21 protein-coding genes and 1 tRNA gene are annotated in these 20,929 nt (G+C 58.7%); 10 read left to right on the top strand and 12 right to left on the bottom strand.

The genetic code is table 11. The features are described from left to right. Positions 1-560 precede the first annotated feature (560 nt). The 3 genes from mobH to ATH90_RS29415 all read left to right on the top strand — a co-directional run bounded on the left by mobH (position 561) and on the right by ATH90_RS29415 (position 3,585). Positions 561-2,450, top strand: a complete 1,890-nt coding sequence (gene mobH / locus ATH90_RS19125; RefSeq protein WP_098467032.1) for a MobH family relaxase — start codon at positions 561-563, stop codon at positions 2,448-2,450. Beyond that, positions 2,441-3,364: a tyrosine-type recombinase/integrase gene (locus tag ATH90_RS19120; RefSeq protein ID WP_098467031.1), complete on the top strand. Its 924-nt coding sequence runs from the start codon at positions 2,441-2,443 to the stop codon at positions 3,362-3,364. The genes mobH and ATH90_RS19120 overlap by 10 nt, the downstream gene beginning before the upstream one ends. Positions 3,365-3,491: 127 nt before the next feature. Further along, positions 3,492-3,585, top strand: a tRNA-Asn gene (locus ATH90_RS29415). A 93-nt stretch (positions 3,586-3,678) separates the two neighbouring features. Here the strand turns inward: ATH90_RS29415 and ATH90_RS19115 are convergent. The 9 genes from ATH90_RS19115 to ATH90_RS29750 all read right to left on the bottom strand — a co-directional run bounded on the left by ATH90_RS19115 (position 3,679) and on the right by ATH90_RS29750 (position 10,672). After that, positions 3,679-3,999: an antibiotic biosynthesis monooxygenase family protein gene (locus tag ATH90_RS19115; protein ID WP_034107734.1), complete on the bottom strand. Its 321-nt coding sequence runs from the start codon at positions 3,997-3,999 to the stop codon at positions 3,679-3,681. Next, complete coding sequence (locus ATH90_RS19110) at positions 3,996-4,976, bottom strand: zinc-dependent alcohol dehydrogenase family protein (RefSeq protein WP_098467030.1); 981 nt, start codon at positions 4,974-4,976, stop codon at positions 3,996-3,998. Before ATH90_RS19110 ends, ATH90_RS19115 begins: the two co-directional genes overlap by 4 nt. Before the next feature lie 61 nt (positions 4,977-5,037). Further along, complete coding sequence (locus ATH90_RS19105) at positions 5,038-5,340, bottom strand: ArsR/SmtB family transcription factor (protein ID WP_034107730.1); 303 nt, start codon at positions 5,338-5,340, stop codon at positions 5,038-5,040. A 498-nt stretch (positions 5,341-5,838) separates the two neighbouring features. Continuing rightward, positions 5,839-6,129, bottom strand: coding sequence for a YkgJ family cysteine cluster protein (locus ATH90_RS19100; RefSeq protein WP_081327140.1), 291 nt, complete (start codon positions 6,127-6,129; stop codon positions 5,839-5,841). 60 nt (positions 6,130-6,189) lie between these two features. Continuing rightward, positions 6,190-7,218, bottom strand: coding sequence for a hypothetical protein (locus ATH90_RS19095; protein WP_098467029.1), 1,029 nt, complete (start codon positions 7,216-7,218; stop codon positions 6,190-6,192). An 11-nt stretch (positions 7,219-7,229) separates the two neighbouring features. Next, complete coding sequence (locus tag ATH90_RS19090; RefSeq protein ID WP_069077881.1) at positions 7,230-7,808, bottom strand: hypothetical protein; 579 nt, start codon at positions 7,806-7,808, stop codon at positions 7,230-7,232. A gap of 34 nt (positions 7,809-7,842) precedes the next feature. Beyond that, positions 7,843-9,375, bottom strand: coding sequence for a hypothetical protein (locus ATH90_RS19085; RefSeq protein ID WP_098467028.1), 1,533 nt, complete (start codon positions 9,373-9,375; stop codon positions 7,843-7,845). Next, positions 9,372-10,409, bottom strand: a complete 1,038-nt coding sequence (locus ATH90_RS19080; protein WP_098467027.1) for a helix-turn-helix transcriptional regulator — start codon at positions 10,407-10,409, stop codon at positions 9,372-9,374. Before ATH90_RS19080 ends, ATH90_RS19085 begins: the two co-directional genes overlap by 4 nt. Positions 10,410-10,537: 128 nt before the next feature. Further along, entirely contained in the window at positions 10,538-10,672 is a 135-nt protein-coding gene (locus ATH90_RS29750) for a hypothetical protein (protein ID WP_257785532.1), read from the bottom strand. A gap of 256 nt (positions 10,673-10,928) precedes the next feature. On the opposite strand from ATH90_RS29750, the gene ATH90_RS19075 reads away from it, so the two are divergent. Further along, entirely contained in the window at positions 10,929-11,387 is a 459-nt protein-coding gene (locus ATH90_RS19075; RefSeq protein WP_034107728.1) for an Hsp20 family protein, read from the top strand. A 233-nt stretch (positions 11,388-11,620) separates the two neighbouring features. Next, positions 11,621-12,544: a LysR family transcriptional regulator gene (locus ATH90_RS19070; protein ID WP_098467026.1), complete on the top strand. Its 924-nt coding sequence runs from the start codon at positions 11,621-11,623 to the stop codon at positions 12,542-12,544. Here ATH90_RS19070 and ATH90_RS19065 read toward each other — a convergent pair. After that, positions 12,447-13,151, bottom strand: a complete 705-nt coding sequence (locus tag ATH90_RS19065) for a TetR/AcrR family transcriptional regulator (RefSeq protein ID WP_069077877.1) — start codon at positions 13,149-13,151, stop codon at positions 12,447-12,449. The genes ATH90_RS19070 and ATH90_RS19065 overlap by 98 nt on opposite strands. Positions 13,152-13,274: 123 nt before the next feature. On the opposite strand from ATH90_RS19065, the gene ATH90_RS19060 reads away from it, so the two are divergent. The 4 genes from ATH90_RS19060 (at position 13,275) to ATH90_RS19045 (ending at position 17,467) form a co-directional block, all read left to right on the top strand. Continuing rightward, entirely contained in the window at positions 13,275-14,486 is a 1,212-nt protein-coding gene (locus ATH90_RS19060) for an MFS transporter (RefSeq protein WP_098467025.1), read from the top strand. A 61-nt stretch (positions 14,487-14,547) separates the two neighbouring features. Then, positions 14,548-14,982, top strand: a complete 435-nt coding sequence (locus ATH90_RS19055; RefSeq protein ID WP_098467024.1) for a hypothetical protein — start codon at positions 14,548-14,550, stop codon at positions 14,980-14,982. Beyond that, entirely contained in the window at positions 14,979-16,439 is a 1,461-nt protein-coding gene (locus tag ATH90_RS19050) for an ATPase domain-containing protein (RefSeq protein WP_034107718.1), read from the top strand. Before ATH90_RS19055 ends, ATH90_RS19050 begins: the two co-directional genes overlap by 4 nt. 8 nt (positions 16,440-16,447) lie before the next feature. Beyond that, the gene (locus tag ATH90_RS19045) at positions 16,448-17,467 is read left to right on the top strand and encodes a sensor histidine kinase (RefSeq protein ID WP_098467023.1); all 1,020 of its coding nucleotides are present in this window, start codon (positions 16,448-16,450) and stop codon (positions 17,465-17,467) included. Here the strand turns inward: ATH90_RS19045 and ATH90_RS19040 are convergent. Next, positions 17,464-18,525, bottom strand: a complete 1,062-nt coding sequence (locus tag ATH90_RS19040) for an SDR family oxidoreductase (protein ID WP_034107714.1) — start codon at positions 18,523-18,525, stop codon at positions 17,464-17,466. The genes ATH90_RS19045 and ATH90_RS19040 overlap by 4 nt on opposite strands. A 156-nt stretch (positions 18,526-18,681) precedes the next feature. Between ATH90_RS19040 and ATH90_RS19035 the strand changes: the two genes are divergently transcribed. Next, the gene (locus ATH90_RS19035; protein ID WP_034107712.1) at positions 18,682-19,479 is read left to right on the top strand and encodes a DNA/RNA non-specific endonuclease; all 798 of its coding nucleotides are present in this window, start codon (positions 18,682-18,684) and stop codon (positions 19,477-19,479) included. Here the strand turns inward: ATH90_RS19035 and ATH90_RS19030 are convergent. After that, the gene (locus tag ATH90_RS19030; protein ID WP_098467022.1) at positions 19,430-20,698 is read right to left on the bottom strand and encodes an MFS transporter; all 1,269 of its coding nucleotides are present in this window, start codon (positions 20,696-20,698) and stop codon (positions 19,430-19,432) included. The genes ATH90_RS19035 and ATH90_RS19030 overlap by 50 nt on opposite strands. Positions 20,699-20,929: the final 231 nt, after the last annotated feature.

Below are 20,929 nucleotides of genomic sequence, written 5' to 3'. Positions count from 1 at the left end.
GATTCTGACGAGTGACCGCAGTGGTGAATGCGATGGCGGACGAGTGATCGGTGCGTGATTTACGCACTGCAGCCTTCTAGATCAGGACTGCCTGAGCATGTTGCTGAAACGTCAGCAGGGCACGTAGGGAGGATGAGAAAGCAGGAGGGTTTGATCAAGCTGCCAATTGCGACAGTGACTGTAAGAATATTCAGCGAGCGCTTGCTTCAAATGTTAGCGAGCACCCGAAGGTGTGAGGGTACCCAGCGAATCTATGGGGCCGTCTTCGCTGGGCTGTAGGCGTATGGAGTTACGGGTAAGTCCTCACAATGAAGAAAACAGTGAGGTTAGTCAGCAGTTGTTCTCGTATCTGATCATTCTCGATACACAAGCTTTAAACATGCTACCTCGCAGACCAGTTTTTCCATCGATCTACTCGTTCCAAAAAGCCATAAAGAAAGGGCGAAACGGAAGGGTCTATTGGAAGGGAGTCGAAGGGGAAGAGGCCTACCTGCAAACGGGCCGTCAATGAGCCAAAAACGCAAAAGGCTCTCCAACGACTGAAGCAGGTGAATAGCTGAATGTTCTGGCAATCGAAGAAGAAAAAGGCCGCCCAAACTGAATCTCAAACCTTCGGCGCGGATCCTCATGAGTACCTTGCTCCCAGGACTGCATCCGAGCTTTTGTCGACGCCGCGACGAAGAAAGTTGCTTGAGCATATCTGGCAACGCACCTCGCTTTCCCGATCTCAGTTTGATGATCTCTATCTGGAGCCTGTTAGGCGGTACGCCGAGCTGGTCCAACAACTACCCGCCTCAGAAAACCACCACCATGCTTATCCTGGCGGGATGCTCGACCATGGGCTGGAGATCGTTGCGTTCGCGCTCAAGATCCGTCAGTCCCATTTATTACCTGTGGGAGCCACTCCTGAAACCCAGGCCGCACAGACCGAAATTTGGACTGCTGCCTTGGCGTATGCCGCTTTGCTTCATGACATTGGCAAGATAGCGGTTGATGTGGAAGTGCATCTTGCTGACGGAACCCGCTGGCACCCGTGGCATGGCCCAATCTCTAGGAATTACCGCTTCAAGTATCTGAAGGAACGTGAGTACACGCTCCATGGCGCGGCTGCTGGGCTGCTTTACACCCAAATACTGACCCAGCCAGTCCTGGATTGGTTGAGCTCCTATACAGATCCTTGGAGCGCGCTCATCTATGTCCTCGCGGGTCAATACGAACATGCCGGCACATTGGGAGAGCTCGTCATGCAGGCTGACCAAGCGTCGGTCGCCCAAGAGCTTGGTGGTAATCCTTCACGTGCCTTGGCGGCACCGAAGCACTCTGCGCAACGTCAGTTAATTGAAGGACTGCGCTACCTCGTAACCGACCAATTGAAGTTGAACCAGCCCCGGGCTTCAGACGGGTGGCTGACTGAAAATGCGTTGTGGCTGGTGAGCAAGACAGTAGCCGATAAGCTTAGGGCTCACTTGTTGTCCCAGGGGGCCGATTCAATCCCTTCGTCGAACTCCACACTGTTCAACGTCCTCCAGGACAACGCGATCATTCAAGTGAATGCTGAAGGAAAGGCCATATGGACTGCCACAGTCCAAAGTGGAAAATGGCAAAAAACACTTACATTTTTAAAGGTCGCACCTGCATTGATTTGGGAAAGAGGGGAGCGCCCGCCATCTTTTTCGGGCCTGATCACGGTGGGTCCTGCGCTAGAGCCTTCAGGGGAAGAGGCCCACATAGAGGTCGCGACCTTCCCACAGCGTCCGCCCGATATTCTCGTGGACACGTCGCCCGTTCTTACGGAAAAACCTACAGAGACAAGCTACAAATTAGTACCGGACGAATACATGGAGGCGACGCAGTATCCGGACGATCTCTGGGAGGGACAGCGGACGTGTATGACCGAGGAGAACGACAGCTGTCCTTCTTATCTCTTCCCTCCCAACAAGGGGGCTGCACCGACTGAATCTCTTTACGCATATTCCCAACCTCAATATCTACCAGACGTTGTACCCAAAAGGGTTGAGATGTTGAGCGGGATTGAGCAGGGAAAAGCTTTTGTAAGATGGCTTCGTCGCGGTGTAGTAACCCATAAAGTCGTCATCAACGATGCCAAAGCTAAAGTACACAGCGTGGCCGGTACGGCATTTCTGGTGACTCCCGGAATCTTTCAGCGGTATGCGCAAGAGCATCCTGAATTGGCAAGGGTAGCCAAAGAGCAGGGCACAACCGATTGGCGGTGGGTGCAGCGGTGTTTTGAGAAACTGAGCATTCACGAGAAATGCGCAAGTGGTTTGAATATTTGGGCCTGTGAGGTGAGAGGCCCACGTAAAACCAGAGACATTAGAGGCTATCTGCTAAAGGATCCGCTTCAGATATTTACCGAGAAACCCTATGACAACCCCTATCTGGCGTTGAAAGGGTCACCTACTTTCAAGGATGAAGCACCATGCATGTGATCTCAGAATTACCGGAGATCTATTTCTTTGAGATGCGACTGCGAGCTACGACTGAACAGGGGTACCGTGTCGCTACCAATGCTCTGATTCGGTTTGCAGGTGACTGTCTCATTGATGAGATCGACAGGAAGACGGTCTTGAGCTGGCGTCGATCAGTCCTGGGACGTGATATCAAAGAGGTGAGTTGGAACACATACGCTCGTCACCTCAGGGCGTTATTTGGCTACGCAATAAAAAACAATCTCACCAATCTCCTCGAGAACCCATTCGAGGGATGCGGTGTGCGCTGTCCAAATCGACCGCCAAAAACAGTTAAGGAGCGCTTGATTCGAGACTCGAGAATTATCCTTGTGGGTATGGCCCGTTCTGAAATGAAAACCCTAGTAATGGCTTCGTTTCATCCTGCATGGTTTTGGCGGACGGTATTCGAGACGTTTTTCTACACAGGCATTCGGGCCAATGAACTTCTTAGCCTTCGCCCCCTTGATGTGGATTTGGAAAACATGACGATCTGCATTCATCCAGAGGTCTCAAAAAACTTTGATGAGCACCTTGTGCCGATCCACAGCAAACTCGCTAAGCACTTGAGGATTTTGCTCATCAATGCCAAAGCGCGCGGAATTAGGTCTACCGAGCAGCTCTTCAACGTGAACAAATTCTCTCAGCGGCATATGCGTAGAACGATGGATATGAGTCAGCTTTCGCGCTTCTACACGGCGCTCAGTCGCAAGCTTGGTGTGCACGTGAGTCCGCACCGCTTCAGGCATACGATTGCCACTGACTTGATGAGGCAGCCAAGGTGCAATTTGCATATCGTTAAGGATCTCTTGGGGCATCGGAGCATCAGTACCACGCTGAAATATGTTCATGTGGATGTTGACCAAGTGAGGCATGCACTGGAGGAGATGCGGTAGCTGGCCATCCTTGTCCACTTTTCCTACAGGCCAATAGATTTTGCTGCTTTGACTTCCTATTGATACGCGACTATTTTTGACGCGTGGTAGTTTTTATTCTTGTTGAGCTATAGATTCGATGTACGTCTCCACCACGTTTTTTCGTGGCACCTTTGTGATTTTTCAGTAGCAAATGACTGTTAATCATTGGGTCCCTGGTTCGAGTCCAGGTCGTGGAGCCAGATAGCGACATAAAGAGAAGCCTGCAGAGATGCAGGCTTTTTTTTGCGTGGGATTTTTCCGTGCAGTTCCAAACGTACAGGATGAAGCTACCTCTAAACCCAGGCTCGATCATCATCCGCGGTAAACGTCGTCCCCTCAATGTGATAGACCTGTGGCTCTTCAGAAAAATAGCCCTCCAACCCCAACATGAACAGCCGATGGTCCTCACTCGCTTCAAACCCCGGCGTGTGGTCCTCCAGCGATTCCCAACGCACGATCAGGTTGAAGCGCTCCGGTGTTTCAACCCCCTGGGCAAGCATATGGCCCAAGTAGCCTTTCGCACGGCTGAGCAACGGCGCCACCTCGGCAAAGGCACGCCTGAACGCGTCGATGTGTTCCTTGTGGACGGGCAGCACGGCGATCTCGTAGATCATGACGTTGCTCCTCGAGTGGGCACGACGGCAATCGCGATCTTCCCTTGGACGCCGTTGTTGGGGCTCTCCAGCCGTGCATGGGCGAGTCCGATGTCGGCCAGCGCATAGACGGCGCCCACATGGGGGCGCAATTGACCCTGTGCGACCAAGGTGCTCAGTTCATCCAGCTTGCCGCGATTTTGCCGCGTGAACACGAAGTGATAGCTCGCATTCTTGCCCCACGCCTGGACCAGGTTTTGCGGCTGGGCGATGTCCACGATCGAGACCACGCGGCCCAGTTGCGCGAGTGCGTCGGGGCTGCGCGACAGTGTGTTGCCGCCGATGGTATCGAACACCACATCCACGCCACGACCTGCCGTTTCCCGCATGATGGCGTCGACGTAGTCGTGCTTTTCGTAGTCGATGACCACATCGGCGCCCATGCTTTTAACGAACTCAATGTTGGCTTCGCGCACGGTGGTGAACACCCTGGCGCCGATGGCTTTTGCCAGTTGGATCGCTACGTGGCCGACACCGCCCGCGCCGCCATGTATCAGGATGCTTTCCCCCACCCGAAGGGCTGCGCGCACGGTCAGCGCTTCCCATGCCGTACCACCGACGAGGCTCAGGCTCGCCGCCTCAAGGTGACTTAGCGTGGGCGGTTTCTTGCCAATGATACTTTCGGCCGCCACATGGTATTCAGCGTAACTGCCGGGGCCGTCGAAGATCTGCGGGGTGTACCAGACTTCGTCGCCTGGCGCGAAGTTCGTGACGCCCGGCCCGATGGCTTCGACAACGCCGGAGACGTCGTGGCCGGTGATGGCGGGGAGGGGCACCAGGTCGGCATAGTCGCCGCGTCGCACCTGGTAATCCAAGGGGTTGATGGAGGTCGCATGGACCCGCACCAGCACCTGCCCGGTGTGCGGCACTGGTTTTGGCACCTCGCAGAGTTCGAGCGAATCCGGGCCGCCAAATGATTCAAGCATCATCGCTTTCATTGCATTACCTCGTTTCGGTAAAAAGGGATATCGGGAAATCTCGATATATTGGAGTAAAAAATTACAGCTCCTTGCCAATGATCTCGGCAAGGGCGCTGATGGTTGCTTCGTTTCGCTTGTAGTAGGTCCACTGCCCGATGCGCCGGGTCTCGATCAAGCCCGCTCGATGCAGCGTGGCCAGGTAATCGGACACGGTTGACTGCGACAGCCCGACGCCTTCTTGAATACTGCTGACGCAGACGCCCACGGTATGAACGTCCCCTTCATCCTGCGGGGGGAAGTTCTTTTCGGGATCCTTCAAACCTTTCAGGATTTCTAGTCGAGTACGGTTCGAGAGGGCTTTGAATATTTCGAGTAAGTCCATGTCGCGAGGATATCGAGATTTACCGATATGTCAATGCGTAAGATGGAGCCACGTTTTTTGTCGTAGCAGGGGGAGCAAACCCGGCAGGTTCCCGACGGCTCCGCCCACCTGTTGCGCGATGAAGCCGACACTCGCGTGTGCGCTACCTGAAAATATCTCCCACGCCTTTGTCGAAGGCGTCCAGGCTTACCTACGGCAGTGGCGGGGCTGTCGGCCTGCTGGCGACGTTCGGCTCGCTGCAAAGCCAGGATTATCACCAGGCTGCGCGGCGCCCAGGCTTGCACCCCTTGCTTTGATTGCCAGGCGTTCGTGACGGAGGCGATCTACGGCGAGTGGAGGATCAAGGCGGGGTTGACCAGGGCGTGTGCCGTTAGTAATTGCTTTTTGCGGCGGAGCACGTGTGCGGGCAGGTAGCGAACGTGTTTGCTTGGGTGTACAGAGTCGCGTTGCTTGATCCCACAACGGCCCTTGCGCCCGACTGTATTGATTGGGCGCGCCTCACTGCACCGGGTAGGTCGGAATGAGTTGTTGCTCCTTGGCTTGCAGCAGTTCACATACTTCAATGTTCAGGCGCACGTACTCCTCCCAGCTATAGCGTCGAGCGTATCGCTCGCTGTATTGCTGGTCCACGCGGCATATTGATGGACGTTCGCTGTAGATGTTGCACCCTTTGCTCGCCGCATCGTAGTGCCGGCACGTGCCATCGCCACGGTCGAGAAATTGAGTCTCCAGTGCGAGGTTGACGTGTTGACAACACAAGCCGCATTGCGTGCAGGGGAAGGTGTCCACGCAGGGAAATACCTTTTGTCAGGGAAAGGGCGCCCACGGCAGTGCGTGGGCGCGGTGTACTCAGGCTGCCGGGATATCCAAGCTTGGTTTTTGCCCACTTGCCACTGCGGCAACGTCCTGGATGCGCTTTTTGGTCGCCAGGACCAGGTTGCCATCTTTGTCGAGGATCGCGGTGTCTATCATCGCCTTGATCAACTGGGCAAACTTCACTGAGGCAAACACTGCTTCCTTGCTCTCTGTGGAGAAGCTGCGATAGTCCACGCCTTCCTGTTCAATGACTTTTTTCAGTTCACTTACGCTTCGGCGCAGTTGCGAGCTGATTTTGGAAAATGTGCTGTTCGCCAGCGCTGTGACTTTCTCAATGGCGGTGAGCTTACTGGCCATCAGTTCGGCCTGGTCGCGCAGAGTGCGAGCCTGTTCCATATTACTGCGAGCGTTGTTCAAGGCCTCTTCGCCCTTGTTGCCCAAAACATGGCCAAAGATCGCTAGAGCCGGACCCGCCACTATGCCGCCTAATACCATCATGCCACCTGCCATGCCGTAACCGCCGGCTGCCAGCGAGCCACCGCCCAGCCAGGCCAATGTTGCGTTCGTTGCGGCTACACCACCCAGCGAAGAAATCGCGGTGCCGGTGCTGGCAGTGGCCAATAGCATGGTGCCGTTATACGCACCGAAGGCCAGCGCTGCGCCACCGCCCATGCCGGCACCGAGGCCTAGCCCGGCGTCCTTCAAAGCTTGGTAGTCCTGGCGAAGCCCGGTGAGCGTCTTACCGGTGAAGTCGCCTGCATTGAGTTTGTCCAGCTCGGGGCTTTGCGACAACTCGACGTTTTTCAGGCGTTCAAAAGTTTCGATAAATTCCGCCACCACGCCGTTAAACGCGCGCAACTTTCGCTGGCCGTAATCTTCCAGGGTGGTATTGGTTTTCTGGCGTTGATCCTCAACTTTCTGGTTCGCGTCGTTTACCAGCATGCGGGCATCGTTGTTCAGGTCCTTGGCGCTGCTATGGTCCATGGCGCCGCTGACACCCTTAGCTGCACCGTACAAACCGGCGGCGGCTGCGACGGCACCAATGATCAGGGGAATTGGCATGCTCTGTTTCCTTACTCGAGGATGATCGAAATGGTTTTGCTGACTTCCTGATTCAGCGTCTCGGCACGCTCTAGCAGGTCGTCAAAAATGAAGTCTTCCAGGCGATGGTGCTGTTGGAATTCCTTGAGCAGCGCCCACTCGATGCTGGAGATATGCCCGTCACGAAGTGATACCAGTAGCAACTCGAAAAGAATGACTTTAGGCGCTGAAGGCAATTCGAACGATTTGCCCTTCAGTATTTCCTTGAGCACTGTTGTGGCGGCTTGAACGCGTGTTTCCGGGTTGCCAGCTTTGGGCACGGGGTACTTTTTCAATACGTCGGTCAAGCGTTTCTTTACGTTGACCGAATCGCCAAAGAATTCCATGAAATCCGCGAAGTCCGGTCGCTTGCCAACCGATTTTTCAAGGTCGGCGATCAGCTCGCACTCCTGCTCGCCCTCCTGGATCACCAGAGCATCCAGGTTGGTACCCGAGGTCAGTTCATCCGCACGCTTGCCATCCCAAAGCAGCGGCTTATCGGCAATCGAAAGCAACTTTGCCAGGTCCAGTAAATGATGTTTGTCCGCATCGGACAGCAGTTTTATCAACATCGGTGAGTCATCCTTTTGGAGCACGCAGGGTGATTTAGAAAGTCAGGGGACTGTCCGAGTCCATGAAGTCATCAAACTCGGATATCGATTGGAATTGCAGCTGTTGGCCTAGTAACCCGGCATACAGGTTGATGGCTGCCGCCATGTCATTGACGTTGCTACTGGCAATGCCCGCGGTGGAAAACAGTTGCAGGGTCGCTTGTTGCAGTTGCGGGATCTCGCTTCGAGTAAATGCGTCCAGTCGAGCTTGTTCCTCTGCGATTTGTTCTCGGGCGGCGGCTTCGATGGCCTGCACGCGCGCCAAGTGAACACGGGAGTGTTCCACGCCCTCGGCGGCTTCCAAGGCGACGTGGTAGAACATCGACGACAAGGTGTAGCCGATCATCCCGCCAATCGCAGCACCGACGAACGGGATCGGGATTGCGGCTTGTCCCAGCGCGGCCATCATGCTGCTGGAGATCATGCCAGCACCTTTTTCGCCGACCTCGTGCAGTAATTGCGCTTCGCTGATGTCGTCATTGACGTAGCGTTTGATCGAGTCGCCCAGAGACAAGCAGATATCGACGACCATTGCCGGTGCATTGGTCTTTGACAGTGTGCGCATGGTCTGGCTGCTCGATTGCTGCAGTCCGCCTTTGATGGCAGCTCCGACAAACGCAGTGCCGTAGCCGAGGGCGGCGGCCTTGGCCGTGTCAATGGCCAGATCCTGCGTAGCTTCAACGAGCTCTTTCTTCTTCAAGGCGACACTGAACAGGTTGGTCAGCAGAGAAATGGAGCCGCCGACAACCGCGCCGACTTTCGCGCCTTCGAGACCCGCCTGGTGACTGGTACGGCCAATATCCTTGAGGGTCTCGCCCTTGGGATTATTGACATAGTCGACGGCCTGCTCGGTTGTGATGCCCAAGTCGACGATGTCTTCGCGTTCCAGCTTGTCGAACTTGTTCGCACGCTCGCGGAATTTCTCGGCGAGCTCGGTCTTGCCTTCCAGCTCCGCTGTTTCGGCGTGCTTGCGCAGACCCGCAGCACGCCGGCGACAGTAAGCTCGGGCGTCGTCTACTTGCTCGCTGGGCAGTTCGAGTTTCTTGCCAAAATACTTGCTGTACTTGTGCTCCTCGTGGCTTACCTGGTTAGCCACACGGTTGCCATTGGCCTCCAGCTTGGTCTGTGCCTCGTAGATGATATTGCCCTTGGCATCTACCCGTACGCGGTCGACGGCTTCGCGGTACTTGCCTTCGGTTTGAATACCGTAGCGGTTCAGGTCATCACTGCGAATCGTTCGTTCGGTGGACTTGTTGATGATGGCCTGCGCGTTGTCTCGGCTGGTGCTGGCCACTTCTGCGGCCCAACCCGCACGATGTTTGACACCAGTGCCCTCGGAGCTGATTCCCTTGAGGCCTTTGCTCAGTTGCTTGCCAACTTCATTGTCGACGCCGGTGAACCCCTTGATGTATTCGGCGTTGGCGCTGCCAAAGCGACTGACCACTTCATTCGTGGCCAAAGCCGTGGCGGTCTGCGCGATATCCGCTTGAGTCTGGCCTTGGTGGGCATTTGGGTCGTAGGGTTTCATTGAACCTCCTGGCAGGCATAGGTTTGGGGGTATAGCGCGACCATCTTGTTCAGCTTTTCAGCAATGGCCTGGATCCAGCAGATCGGTTGATGCAAATGAATACTTTCGCCGAGGCCGAAAACCCACCAGAAGGTTTCCTGATCGTTGGGCACGAGGGCCTGCAGCCGTTGCCAATCACTTCCGGGCAAAGGCGTAAGGGTTTGTTCGGCGCTCAGCGGCGTCTCCTTCAAAAGCCAGGCAATCATCGGGGCTACGTCGGCGACCAGTGTGTGTTGCTCGACCGGGCCGGTGCTGTTGAAACCACCGCCGTGCAGGTAATGATCTATTTCGAAGTCCGGTTGCTCTTGGGCTGCGGCTTCCAGGCACGTGGCTTGCTGGATACGATGCAATGCAAATTGACGCACATCGCTGTACCCCTCGACTGTGCCTAACAGATAGTTCACGGAATGTCTTGAAACCATGCCTGCGGGGTGAATGCGCAAGGACTTTTGGTTGCCCTTGCTACGGCTCTGGTAAACGATCTCCAGTTGTCGTGCTTCTAGCAGCGCGGTGGCTACTTCAGACCACACGGCATCGTTAAGCGGGGCTGGTTGCAGTGCTTTCCCATTAGGCAGCGCACGCACGCGTTTTGCCCAATGCGCCAGGGTGTTGTGCTGCAAGCCTTGGAGTTGCCGCTGTGCCAATTCGAAATGCGGCGCGAGCAGGTTCAATACACTAGGTGGCAGCAGTTTGCCCAAATGACTTTCAGCCAACGCAAACGCCAATGCGGTTGGCGTGTCGAGTGCAGGTAGGTCGAATTGCGGAGTGTCCTTGGGAAAACTCCAGCGGTAAGGACGTTGGCTTTCATCGCAGAGCAACGGGAAGTCAAGGCCCAAGCGTCCGGTCAAATCACGTTGCAGGGTGCGCAAGTCGAGGTCGAATTGTTCGGCCTTGAGTTTTTGCAATAGCTCGGCGGTGGAAATACTGCGCGGTTCACGTGGGATCAGGCGTAGCAGGGCCAAGTGCCTGAATAGCCGGTCTTTGGGATCTGACATGGGCGACGATGCTCGAATCTACCTTGATGGCTCGCAAGGACTGGGTGTCTTGCAAGCATTTCCGTTGATGGCGTTTTAACACTAACTACCGGTATATCCAAGGGCAGAGTGCCATCCTTGTGCTTGCCTCACGCGGTGCAGGGGGAGGCATGCCGATGTTTTTCTCGATCGAGTTCTTTCTTCATTTCATCGAACGCTTGGTTGTTTTTCATCACGACCACACCGACAACTACACCGATGGCAAAGCAGGCTAGCGCTTTCATGGAGGGCACCTCAGGCTGGAAACTGGACGTTGAAGCTATCCTCCAACGATGAGGCGACAGGCTGTGTCGTGCAGGTGGAGGGGAGAGAATTTTTTCAACAATGTCAGCGTTGCACTGCGCAGAAAATATTGAATCACTCTGAAAAAAATTTGTTTCACCGCTTGAAATTTTTCCGCCTGAACCTACTTAGGTGTTACGCGATGCCGAATACGGGTCGCGTATCAAATCACTTGGAGAAACCTCAGGAGATTTTGCAATGGCTACTACTCTTTCCTTGGCCCCACTGTTCCGTCACTCCGTCGGCTTTGACCGGTTCAACGACCTTTTCGAATCGGCGCTTCGCAGCGAGGCCGGTACCACCTACCCACCGCACAACGTCGAAAAGCACGGTGACGATCATTATCGGATCGTGATCGCGGCTGCTGGCCTGGTGGAGGATGACCTGGAGATCCAGGTGGAGAAAGGCGTGTTGACCGTCGCCGGCGGCAAGCGCGAACACAACGAGGGCATCACCTACCTGCATCAGGGTATCGCTCAGCGCGCGTTCCGTCTGTCGTTCCGCCTGGTCGACCACATTGAAGTGCAGGGTGCACAGCTTTCCAATGGTTTGCTGAGCATCGATCTGCTCAGGGTCGTACCGGAGGAAGCCAAGCCTAAGCGCATTGCGATTGGTGGTGCTGCCAAGGCTGATGTTAAATCCATCAGCGAGCAGTGAGTTGAAATGAATAAAGGCGCTCTTCGGAGCGCCTTTATTCGTCAGGTTCCCCCCTCGGTAGTCACCCACGGCACCCGCGCATTGCCAAAGACGTTCAGCGCGGTAGCCGGCATCTTCATCAACCGTTACCGTTACGCCCCTGCCATTGGGTTTGAACCAGGATGTGGCGCAGTTGGCATCGGCGTGCTGCAATTTCTCACGGCCGTTGTTCCAGCATCAGGGAAGGAGTGCCCATGAAGCGCCATTTCGAAGATTTGCAGCTAGGCAGTATCGAACTCTTCTGCCTTGCCGCCGAAGCCAGCAGCTTCACCGCCGCCGCGCAGGTTGCCGGTGTCACGCCGGCTGCCGTAAGCCGCAGCATTTCGCGCCTGGAAGAACGCCTGGGCTCGCGCCTGTTTGTGCGCACCACTCGCAGCATCCGCCTGACTGACAGCGGCCGGACCTTCTTCGAGCAATGCCGCCAGGCCCTGACCCAACTGGTGGAAGCCCAACAGGAAGTGATGGGCGCGCAGGCCGTGCCGTCGGGGCTGCTGCGCATCAGTATTCCCACCACCTATGCCCATCATCGCCTGTTGCCGTTGCTGCCGAAGTTTCGCGCGTTGTACCCGCAGGTTACGGTGGATATCCACATCAGCAATCGCAATATCGACTTCGTCGCCGAAGGCTATGACCTGGCCATCCGCGTGCGCGCCCAGCCAGACTCCTCGCTGATCGCGCGCCTGCTCGAAGATGCCGAGCTGGTCGTGGTCGCGGCGCCGTCCTACCTGAAGCGCGCCGGCGTCCCTCAGGGGCTGGAAGATTTGCCCACCCATGAGTGCATCCAGTACGAATTGCCGAGCAGCGGTCGTCGCATTGCGTGGCTGTTCCAGGTCGACGGCAAGGCGCAGGAATATGCGGGGGAGGCGGGGTACAGCTGCTCCGATGATGTGCTGGGCGGCGTGACGCTGGCCAAGCACGGCGCGGGGTTGTTCCAGACCTACAAGTTTATCGTCGAGCAGGAATTGGCCGACGGCAGTCTGGTGGAGGTGCTAAAGCCCTACGGGGGACGCTCGCGGCCGTTTACCTTGCTGTATCCCCATGGGCGGTATGTGCCACACCGGGTGCGCGCGTTTGTGGATTTTCTGCTGCACTGTCGGGACGGATGGGCGGTGCCGTAGACGCTGCAATATCCCAGGTCAGCAGCAGCTGGCTGATCGCCGCGTCGAGGGTTGCATGGGGCACATTGTCCCGAGCCAGAATCGAAACGCCCTGCAGGAAACTATCAAATACCGTCGCCATCACTGTTGGGTTGACCGTGCCTGGCAACTGCCCGGTGCGCATCGCCCGTTCAACGCAGGCCACAAGCCCCGCCCGGGTGCGCAGTCGCGACTGCGTCAACCCTTGCGCCACCCGCGCATTCTCCGGGCTCGGCGCGCTCATCACCCCCAATGCCACCATGCAGCCCTTGGGGTGCCCGTCCTCACACTGCATGCGCACGGATTGGCGCAGCGCTGTTTCAACCGCCAGGCGCGGTGGCAGGCTTTCGTCCCACAGGCATTCGGTAACCTGGGCGTAGGTCGCCAGGTAACGCTGCACGCATTCGTCGAACAGCGCCTCTTTGGAGCCGAACGCCGCGTAGAAACTCGGCGCGGAGATCCCGCCCCCCAGGCTGGCCTTGAGCTGGGCGAGGGAGGTGGCGTCGTAGCCGTGCTGCCAGAAGAGGTGCAGGGCCTGGTCCACGGCCTGTTCGCGATCAAAGGTACGGGGGCGGCCCATTTGTGCCATGTCGGATCTCCGGTGCGGGTGGCGAGATAAATACTAGTCGATATATAAGTCGTTGACAACGCGTTGTGCGCGCCCGCAACATCTGTATCGATCAGTATCTAAATTGCGCTCAAGGAGTTTCCCGTGACACCCTCACTGACTTTATCGGCGTCAGCCGACCGCCTGCCCATCGGGGCCTTGCTCGCCCTGGCCATGACCGGTTTTATCTGTATCGTCACCGAAACCCTGCCCGCCGGCCTCTTGCCGTTAATCAGCGAAGGCCTGGCGATTTCCCCGTCGATGGCAGGGCAGATGGTGACCGCGTATGCCCTGGGGGCGGTGCTGGCGGTGATCCCCATGACCATTGCCACCCGTGGCTGGCGCCGGCGCAATGTGCTGTTGCTGACCATCGTCGGTTTCCTGCTGTTCAATTCGATCACGGCGCTGTCGTCCCACTATGGCGTGACCCTGGTGGCGCGTTTCTTTGCGGGGGTGGCGGCCGGCTTGGCCTGGAGCCTGCTTGCCGGTTACGCCCGCCGCATGGTCGCGCCGCATCAACAGGGCAGGGCGCTGGCGTTGGCGATGGTCGGCACGCCGATTGCGCTGTCGCTGGGTGTGCCTCTGGGGACTTGGCTGGGCGGGTGCGTGGGTTGGCGCACCACCTTCGGCCTGATGTCGGCGGTGAGCCTGGTGCTGATCGCTTGGGTACTGGTCAAAGTCCCGGACTACGCGCCCCAGCCCGCGCATCAACGCGTGTCGTTGGGCAAGGTGCTGACCACGCCGGGTGTGCGACCGGTGCTGGCGGTGGTCATCAGCTGGATGCTGGCGCACAACATTCTCTACACCTACATCGCGCCGTTTGTGGCACCGGCCGGTTTGGCAGATCGGGTTGACCTGGTGTTGTTGGTATTCGGGGTTGCCGCGCTGGCGGGGATCTGGATCACGGCAAGGCTGGTGGAGCCGCTATTGCGCCACACGGTACTCACGAGCCTCGTGGTGTTTGGCGGGGTCTCGCTGGCGTTGGGCTTGTTCGGCAACGTGCCTGGAGTGATCTACCTCGGCGTAGCGGTATGGGGCCTGAGTTTCGGCGGTGCCGCGACCTTGTTGCAAACCGCCCTGGCCGACGCGGCGGGGGATGGCGCGGACGTGGCGCTGTCGCTGAATGTGGTGGCCTGGAACAGTGCGATTGCCGGCAGTGGCGTCGTCGGTGGGGTGTTGCTGGAGCGCTGGGGCGTGGCGGCATTTCCGTGGGCGATGCTGGTGTTGATTGGCGTGTCGCTGGCGATTGCCTGGGGTGCCAGGGCCCATGGGTTCAAGCCGGGACGGCGTGCGGGAGCGGCGATAGTGGCTCATTAAACCCTCGGTCGAACGCCATTGGGTGTACGCTGGGTCTCAATTCATCGGATATTAGCCCTTCATGTCCACGCTAAGCGAAGAGAGCCGCCAGATCGTAGCTTCTCTGGCGCACCGTGCTGGTCCTGCCGCTGATATTGCAGGCATTGCTGAAGCGATCATGTCGATCTTGCAGGACATGGACGCAGCACTCATCCCCATCATTGGGCAGCAAGGCTGTGTCGCGCTGTTGCGCCGCAGCCTGCACCTCAGCGCCTCGACCCAGGCGCGACTCGCCGATTTGCACGACCGCATGCAGGCGGCGACGGATCGGGCCGGGCTCAAGGCCGTATTGCTAGAGCAGACTGAAGCTGATGCGCTGTTTTTGGGTGAGGTGTTGCTGACGACCTTTTACACCTTGCTCACCACGCTGATCGGGCCTTCGCTGACCGCGCGTTTACTGCGCGACGTGTGGGAACCTTCTTTGAGCGACACCCCTTCGCAGGAAAATTCGCCATGAGCACCAAAGTAACTATCAACCGCCTGGCTACCGGTGTGCCAGGGCTGGACGAGGTGCTGGGCGGAGGATTGCCGGAGTTTTCGTTCAACCTGATCGCCGGCCCCCCTGGCTGTGGCAAGACCACGCTGGCGCATCAGATGATGTTTGCCTTGGCGACACCTGAACGCCCCGCGCTGTTTTTCACTGTGCTGGGCGAGCCGCCGCTGAAGATGCTGCGTTATCAGCAGCAGTTTGACTTCTTCGACAACGAAGCGATCAACCAATCGATCCGCTACATCAACCTGGCCGACGATACCCTGGCCGGGAACCTGGACGAAGTGCTGCGCCGGATCGTCAGCGAAGTGGAGGCGCACTCGCCGTCGCTGGTGTTTGTCGATTCCTTCCGCTCGGTGGTGCTGGCCAGCCAGACCCAACACAACCCCAATAACAACCTGCCGCAGTTCGTGCAACAACTGGGCATGTTGATGACCACCTGGCAGGCCACTACCTTCCTGATCGGCGAGTACTTCACCGAGACCGACACCAACCCGATCTTCACCGTGGCCGACGGGCTGATCTGGTTGCGCCAGAGCGTCGAGCGCAATTCGATGGTGCGCAAGATGGAAATCATGAAGATGCGCGGCCAACCGACCTTGCCGGGCTTGCACACCTTTCGTATTGCCAGTTCGGGCATCAAGGTGTTCGCACCGGCTGCCCTCAACCCGGTCGAGGCGCCGATGACGCTGCCTGTTCAGCGCCTGAAAATGGGCGTGCCGCGTCTCGACGACATGCTCGGCGGCGGCCTGCCGCGGGGCTATTCGCTGCTGGTGGCTGGGCCTTCGGGGTCGGGCAAAAGCATCCTGGCGGCGACCTTCCTGGCCGAGGGTGCACGCAATGGTGAAACCGGCGTTATCGCGGTATTCGAACAACGCCCCAACCGCTCGCAAAACGCCGTGCTGGCCGACTTGATCCACAGCGGCAAAGTCGGCCTGGTGGACAGCCGGGCGCCGGACCTGTCGATTGATGAAATTGTCCAACTGCTGCTCAGCGAAATCAGCCGCTTGAACGCCACGCGGGTGGTCATCGATTCGCTGTCGGGTTTTGAGCTGGCCCTGGCGCCGACCTTTCGTGAGGACTTCCGTGAGTCGTTGTCACGCATGGTCACGGCCTTGACCCGCGCCGGGGTCAGCGTGTTGATGACCTCGGAACTCGAAGACCGCTACACCGACCTGCGCTTCAGCCCCTACGGCACGGCGTTCCTGACAGATGCGATCATCGTGCAGCGCTACATCGAAGTGCGCAGCCGCTTGCTGCGCATCATGGCCGTGGTCAAGGTGCGCGCCAGTGCCCATTGCGATGAGCTGCGCCAATACCACATCAACGAGGATGGCCTGCAGATCGGCGAGATGCTCGCTGACCAGGAGGGGCTGCTCGGTGGTCGACCGACCCGCGAGCACACGGGCGCTGAAAATGTGTGAGTTGACTCATGAGTAAAGGCGCGGGCGGGGACAAGCGTGAGGTGGCCAGTGCCGCCCATGAGTTGTTCATGCTCGGCCAGAAAACGGTTGAGGCCCGCGCCGTACTGGCCGCGCTGCAGCAACAACTGACTGACGCCAACACCCGCTTGGAGGATTCCCAGCACGTCGAGCAACTGATTGAGGCCAACCAGCAGTTGGTGCTGGCGATACTGCTGGCGCAATCCGACGCGGTGGCGGCGCCTCAGGTCGAGGAGCAACAATTGTTCCAGGAATTGCGCGAAGCCAATGCGCAACTGGTGATCGCCGCACTCAGCGCCCAGGAGCTTCAAGCCACTGCCGAACGTGCGTTGGGCCAGCAGAAAAGCATCCTGGCGATGGTTGCCCATGAACTGCGCAACCCACTGACGCCCATCAGCCTGATTGCCGAGCGCATGGTCAGGCTACCCAGCGACCAACTGCCACGCATGCGCGAGTTGATCGAAGGCCAAGTCCAGCATATTTCCCAACTGGTCGACGACTTGCTGGATGTCTCGCGCGCCAGCACCGGAAAACTGCGCATTCACCGCCGCGAGGTGGACATGCTGCGCATCCTGAATGCCGCCGTCGACGCCTGCAGCCCGGTGATGATCGCGCGTAGGCAGCAATTCGATGTGGCGCTTCCCGACGCGACCCTGACTATCAACGGCGACCCCGTGCGACTCGCACAGATCCTTCACAACCTGCTAGGCAACGCGGCCAAGTACACCCAGGCGGGTGGCACTATCGCGATGGTGGTGAGCGTGGACGCTGGGCGATTGAGGATCAGCATTGCCGACAATGGCATCGGTGTGACCGCCAAGGCCTTGCCGTTCATTTTTGATCCTTATGTGCAGGACGCCCACGCAATCGGTTTCAACAGTGCCGGCCTGGGCATTGGCTTGACTGTGGTGCGCGAACTGGTCGAAGCCCATGGCGGTACCGTCACGGGCATGAGTGAGGGGCATGGCAAGGGCAGCGAATTTGTGGTGTCGCTGCCGCTGTCGGGTTAAGGAATCAGCCGCGCATCACGCAACTGATCGAACACGTCGAAAAAGGCCTGGTCGCTGGCCTGGTAGGCGGTGAAGCCCAGCTTGCGGCTCTTGGACATATCGGTGACGACCTCGATCGGCCGTCCCAGGTCGGCGTCGGTGTGCCACGGCGAGATGAGCCGGCTGATGTCCGCTTCTTTCAGCCCGTGTTGCGCCGCGATCTGGCGCCAGATGGCCTGGTCGTCGGCCATCTGGCGTTCGAGCGGGGCGGGCGCGGCGGGGAACTCTGCCGGCGCAAGGCCAAAATAATCCGCAATCTGCCCCCACATCCATTGCCAGCGGAATACATCGCCATTGGTGATGTTGAACGCCTGGTTGGCGGCCGCCGGTGTGGTGGCCGCCCACAGCTGTTGCTTGGCCAATTGCCGCGCATCGGTCATGTCGGTGAGGCTGTCCCATTGCACGCGGGAGCCTGGAAACACGAACGGGCGCCCGGTGTGTTTGCACACGCTGGCGTAGACGGCGAGGGTGGTCGCCATGTTCATCGCATTGCCCACGGCCACGCCGGTGACGGTGTGCGGGCGGTGCACGCTCCAGGTGAACCCATCTTTCTCGGCCGCAGCGAACACCTCGTCCTCCTGGGCATAGTAGAAATTCTCCACGTCCAGACGGCCTTGTTCTTCGCGGAACGGGGTTTGCGGCAGGCTGCCCTTGCCATAGTTCTCGAAGGGGCCGAGGTAGTGCTTCAAACCGGTGACCAGCGCCACATGCTGCACGCTGCTGGCGGGGCGCACCGCGTCCAGCACGTTGCGCACCATCGCGGCGTTGACGCGGATGTTCTCGGCCTCCGTGGCCTGGCGTGACCAGGTGGTGATAAACACATGCGAGGGTTTCAACTCGGCCAGTGCCTGCTGTACAGACGCCGGGTCTTGCAGGTCGGCGGCTACCGGGATCACGCCGGGCACTTGGGACGGGCTACGGGACAGCGCGGCGACTTGCCACTGATTATCGAGCAGTAACTGGGTGATGGCGCTGCCAACGATGCCGCTGGCGCCAACGACTAGGGCTGTCTGGGTCATAATGTTCTCCCGAGGATGTAGGGTTCTGAGCCCCTTCGTGTAGGAGAGGTTCAACCTTATCCGTGAGCCTTGCGGCACCAAACAGCCCTATAAGGGTCATAGGCCCCGCACGAACATTCGCGCTTGTCCGTTTACCCTCACCATAAGATCTAACGCATGTACCTACGCAATATTGCAGTCGGGCTGTCGGCCCTTGTTTTGCTTTCCACCGCTGTAGACGCACGCAGCCTGGCCAATCCCTACACCCCCACGCAACAACGCAGCTCGTTCGACGGTTGCGCCCAACTTTTCCCCGCTACCACCCCGATCAACACAGCCACCGTCCCGGCGTCGATGAAACCCCTGGCCCTGTGTTCCGACACCTTTGCGGTGCTGTACTCGCAAACCAGCAAGACACCGCTGGTGGTGGTCGAGCGCCTGAATGCCGCGCAGTTGAAAGACGCCAAAGGCGAAGAGCGCACCAACCAGTTCTACCCCGACCCTCGCATCCCCAAGGCTGGGCGTGCGGAGCTGAGTGACTACCGCAGCCAGCACCCGGCCGTGGACCGCGGCCACCAGGCCCCGGCTGCCGATGCGCCGAACGCCCATGCCATGGCCCAGTCCTTCGCGCTGTCGAACATGGTGCCGCAAGACCCCACCAACAACCGCAAGGTCTGGAGCAAAGTCGAGGCCGACGTGCGCAAATTCGCCAAGCGTGCGGGGGGGGATGTGTATGTGTTCACCGGCCCGCTGTTCGATGCCGGCTACGGCACCATCGGCGACAACAAGGTCTGGGTGCCGACGCGCCTGTTCAAGCTGGTGTATGACGCCTCAAGCAAGCGTGCCTGGGCGTATGTGCTGCCCAACGCCGAGACGCGGATCCAGAAACCGATGGACTACGACACCTTTGTGAAGAGCACCGGGCTCAAGTTGTTGGGGGATCTTCCGGTTTCGGGTTCGGTGGGGCGGACATGATCGAGGCGGGTCGATCCAGTTGGCGCTTGAGGGTATAGAGCGCCACCCCCACGGCAAGTATCCCTGCCAACGCACCCACCCCCAGCGCCCAACGTGGCCCCAGGTGGTCAGCGACCCAACCGACAATCGGCGCACCGATCGGCGTTCCACCCAGGGCCACGCCCACGCGCAGGGCGATCACTCGGCCGCGCATCGCCGGCTCGGTCGTGAGCTGCATCAGGCTGTTGGTGGTGTTGCTGAAGGTCATGGCACCCACGCCGATGATCACCAGCGCCACCGCGAACAGCCAGTAGTTCGGCGCCAGGGCTGCCAAGGTGCAGCCAATCCCGAATATCGCCGCACCGTTGAGCAGCGAGCTGAACTGTGGGCGTTCACGGCCAGCCGCGATCAGTGCGCCGGCGATAGTGCCGATGGCCAGCGTCGAGGACAGCAGGCCGTAGCCGCGCGCATCGGTATCGAACACGCGGACCGCCATGGTCGAGATGAAGATCGGGAAGTTCATGCCGAAGGTGCCAATCAGGAACAGCATCAGCAGGATCGCCTTCAAGTCCGGTCGCGCCCACACATATCGCAACCCTTCGGTGAGGCTGCCCTTGGTGCGCAAGGCGCGGACCTTGGCGTGCTGCCCCGAGACCCGCAGCAAAAACAGCGAAGCCAGCACCGCAAAGAAACTGCTGCCATTGAGCAGGAACGCCCAGCCGGTGCCTACCGATGCGATCGTCAGGCCGGCCACCGCCGGGCCGATCATGCGGGCCATATTGAACGAGGTGGAGTTGAGCGCGATGGCGTTGGACAAGTCCTTCTCGCCGACCAACTCCGCGACGAAGATCTGCCGCACCGGTGCATCGAATGCCGAGGCGCAGCCGGACAGAAACGCGAACACATACACATGCCACAGCTCGACGAACCCGGTGATGGTAAACACCCCCAACGTCAGTGCCAGCAGGCCCATGACCGCCTGGGTCACGATCAGCAGTTTGCGCTGGTCATAGTGGTCGGCGGCAAAGCCGGTCCACGGCAGCAACAGCAGTTGCGGCCCGAACTGCAACGACATGACGATGCCGACAGCGGCGGCGTTGTGCGCAGTGAGCTGGGTCAGCACCAACCAATCCTGGGCGGTGCGTTGCATCCAGGTGCCGATATTGGAAACCAGTGCACCGGCGGCCCAGATGCGGTAATTGGGGCTTCGCAGGGAGCGGAAGGTGCCGAGGAAACTCATGGTTGTATCGGGGACTCCTCAAGCCGACGGAACGATTTGCACAATGCCTGGGTGCATAGCGCGGCAGGCGCAGCTACCCACCACAGTGAAGATCAATGTGGGCGTTGTCGAGCCCCAGCGAGGCTGCGAAGGCGGCACCGCCGGCATTTACATTGCCTGACCTACCGCCATCGCAGCCTCGCCAAAGCTCGACAGCTCCCACAAGGGATCTGCTTTGTAGACAGAAATTTG

It is taken from the genome of Pseudomonas lurida (genome assembly GCF_002563895.1).
In the GTDB taxonomy this organism is placed as follows: domain Bacteria; phylum Pseudomonadota; class Gammaproteobacteria; order Pseudomonadales; family Pseudomonadaceae; genus Aquipseudomonas; species Aquipseudomonas lurida.
Note: the sequence above shows the minus strand (reverse complement) of the source record. Positions and strands in the feature narration are given on the sequence as shown.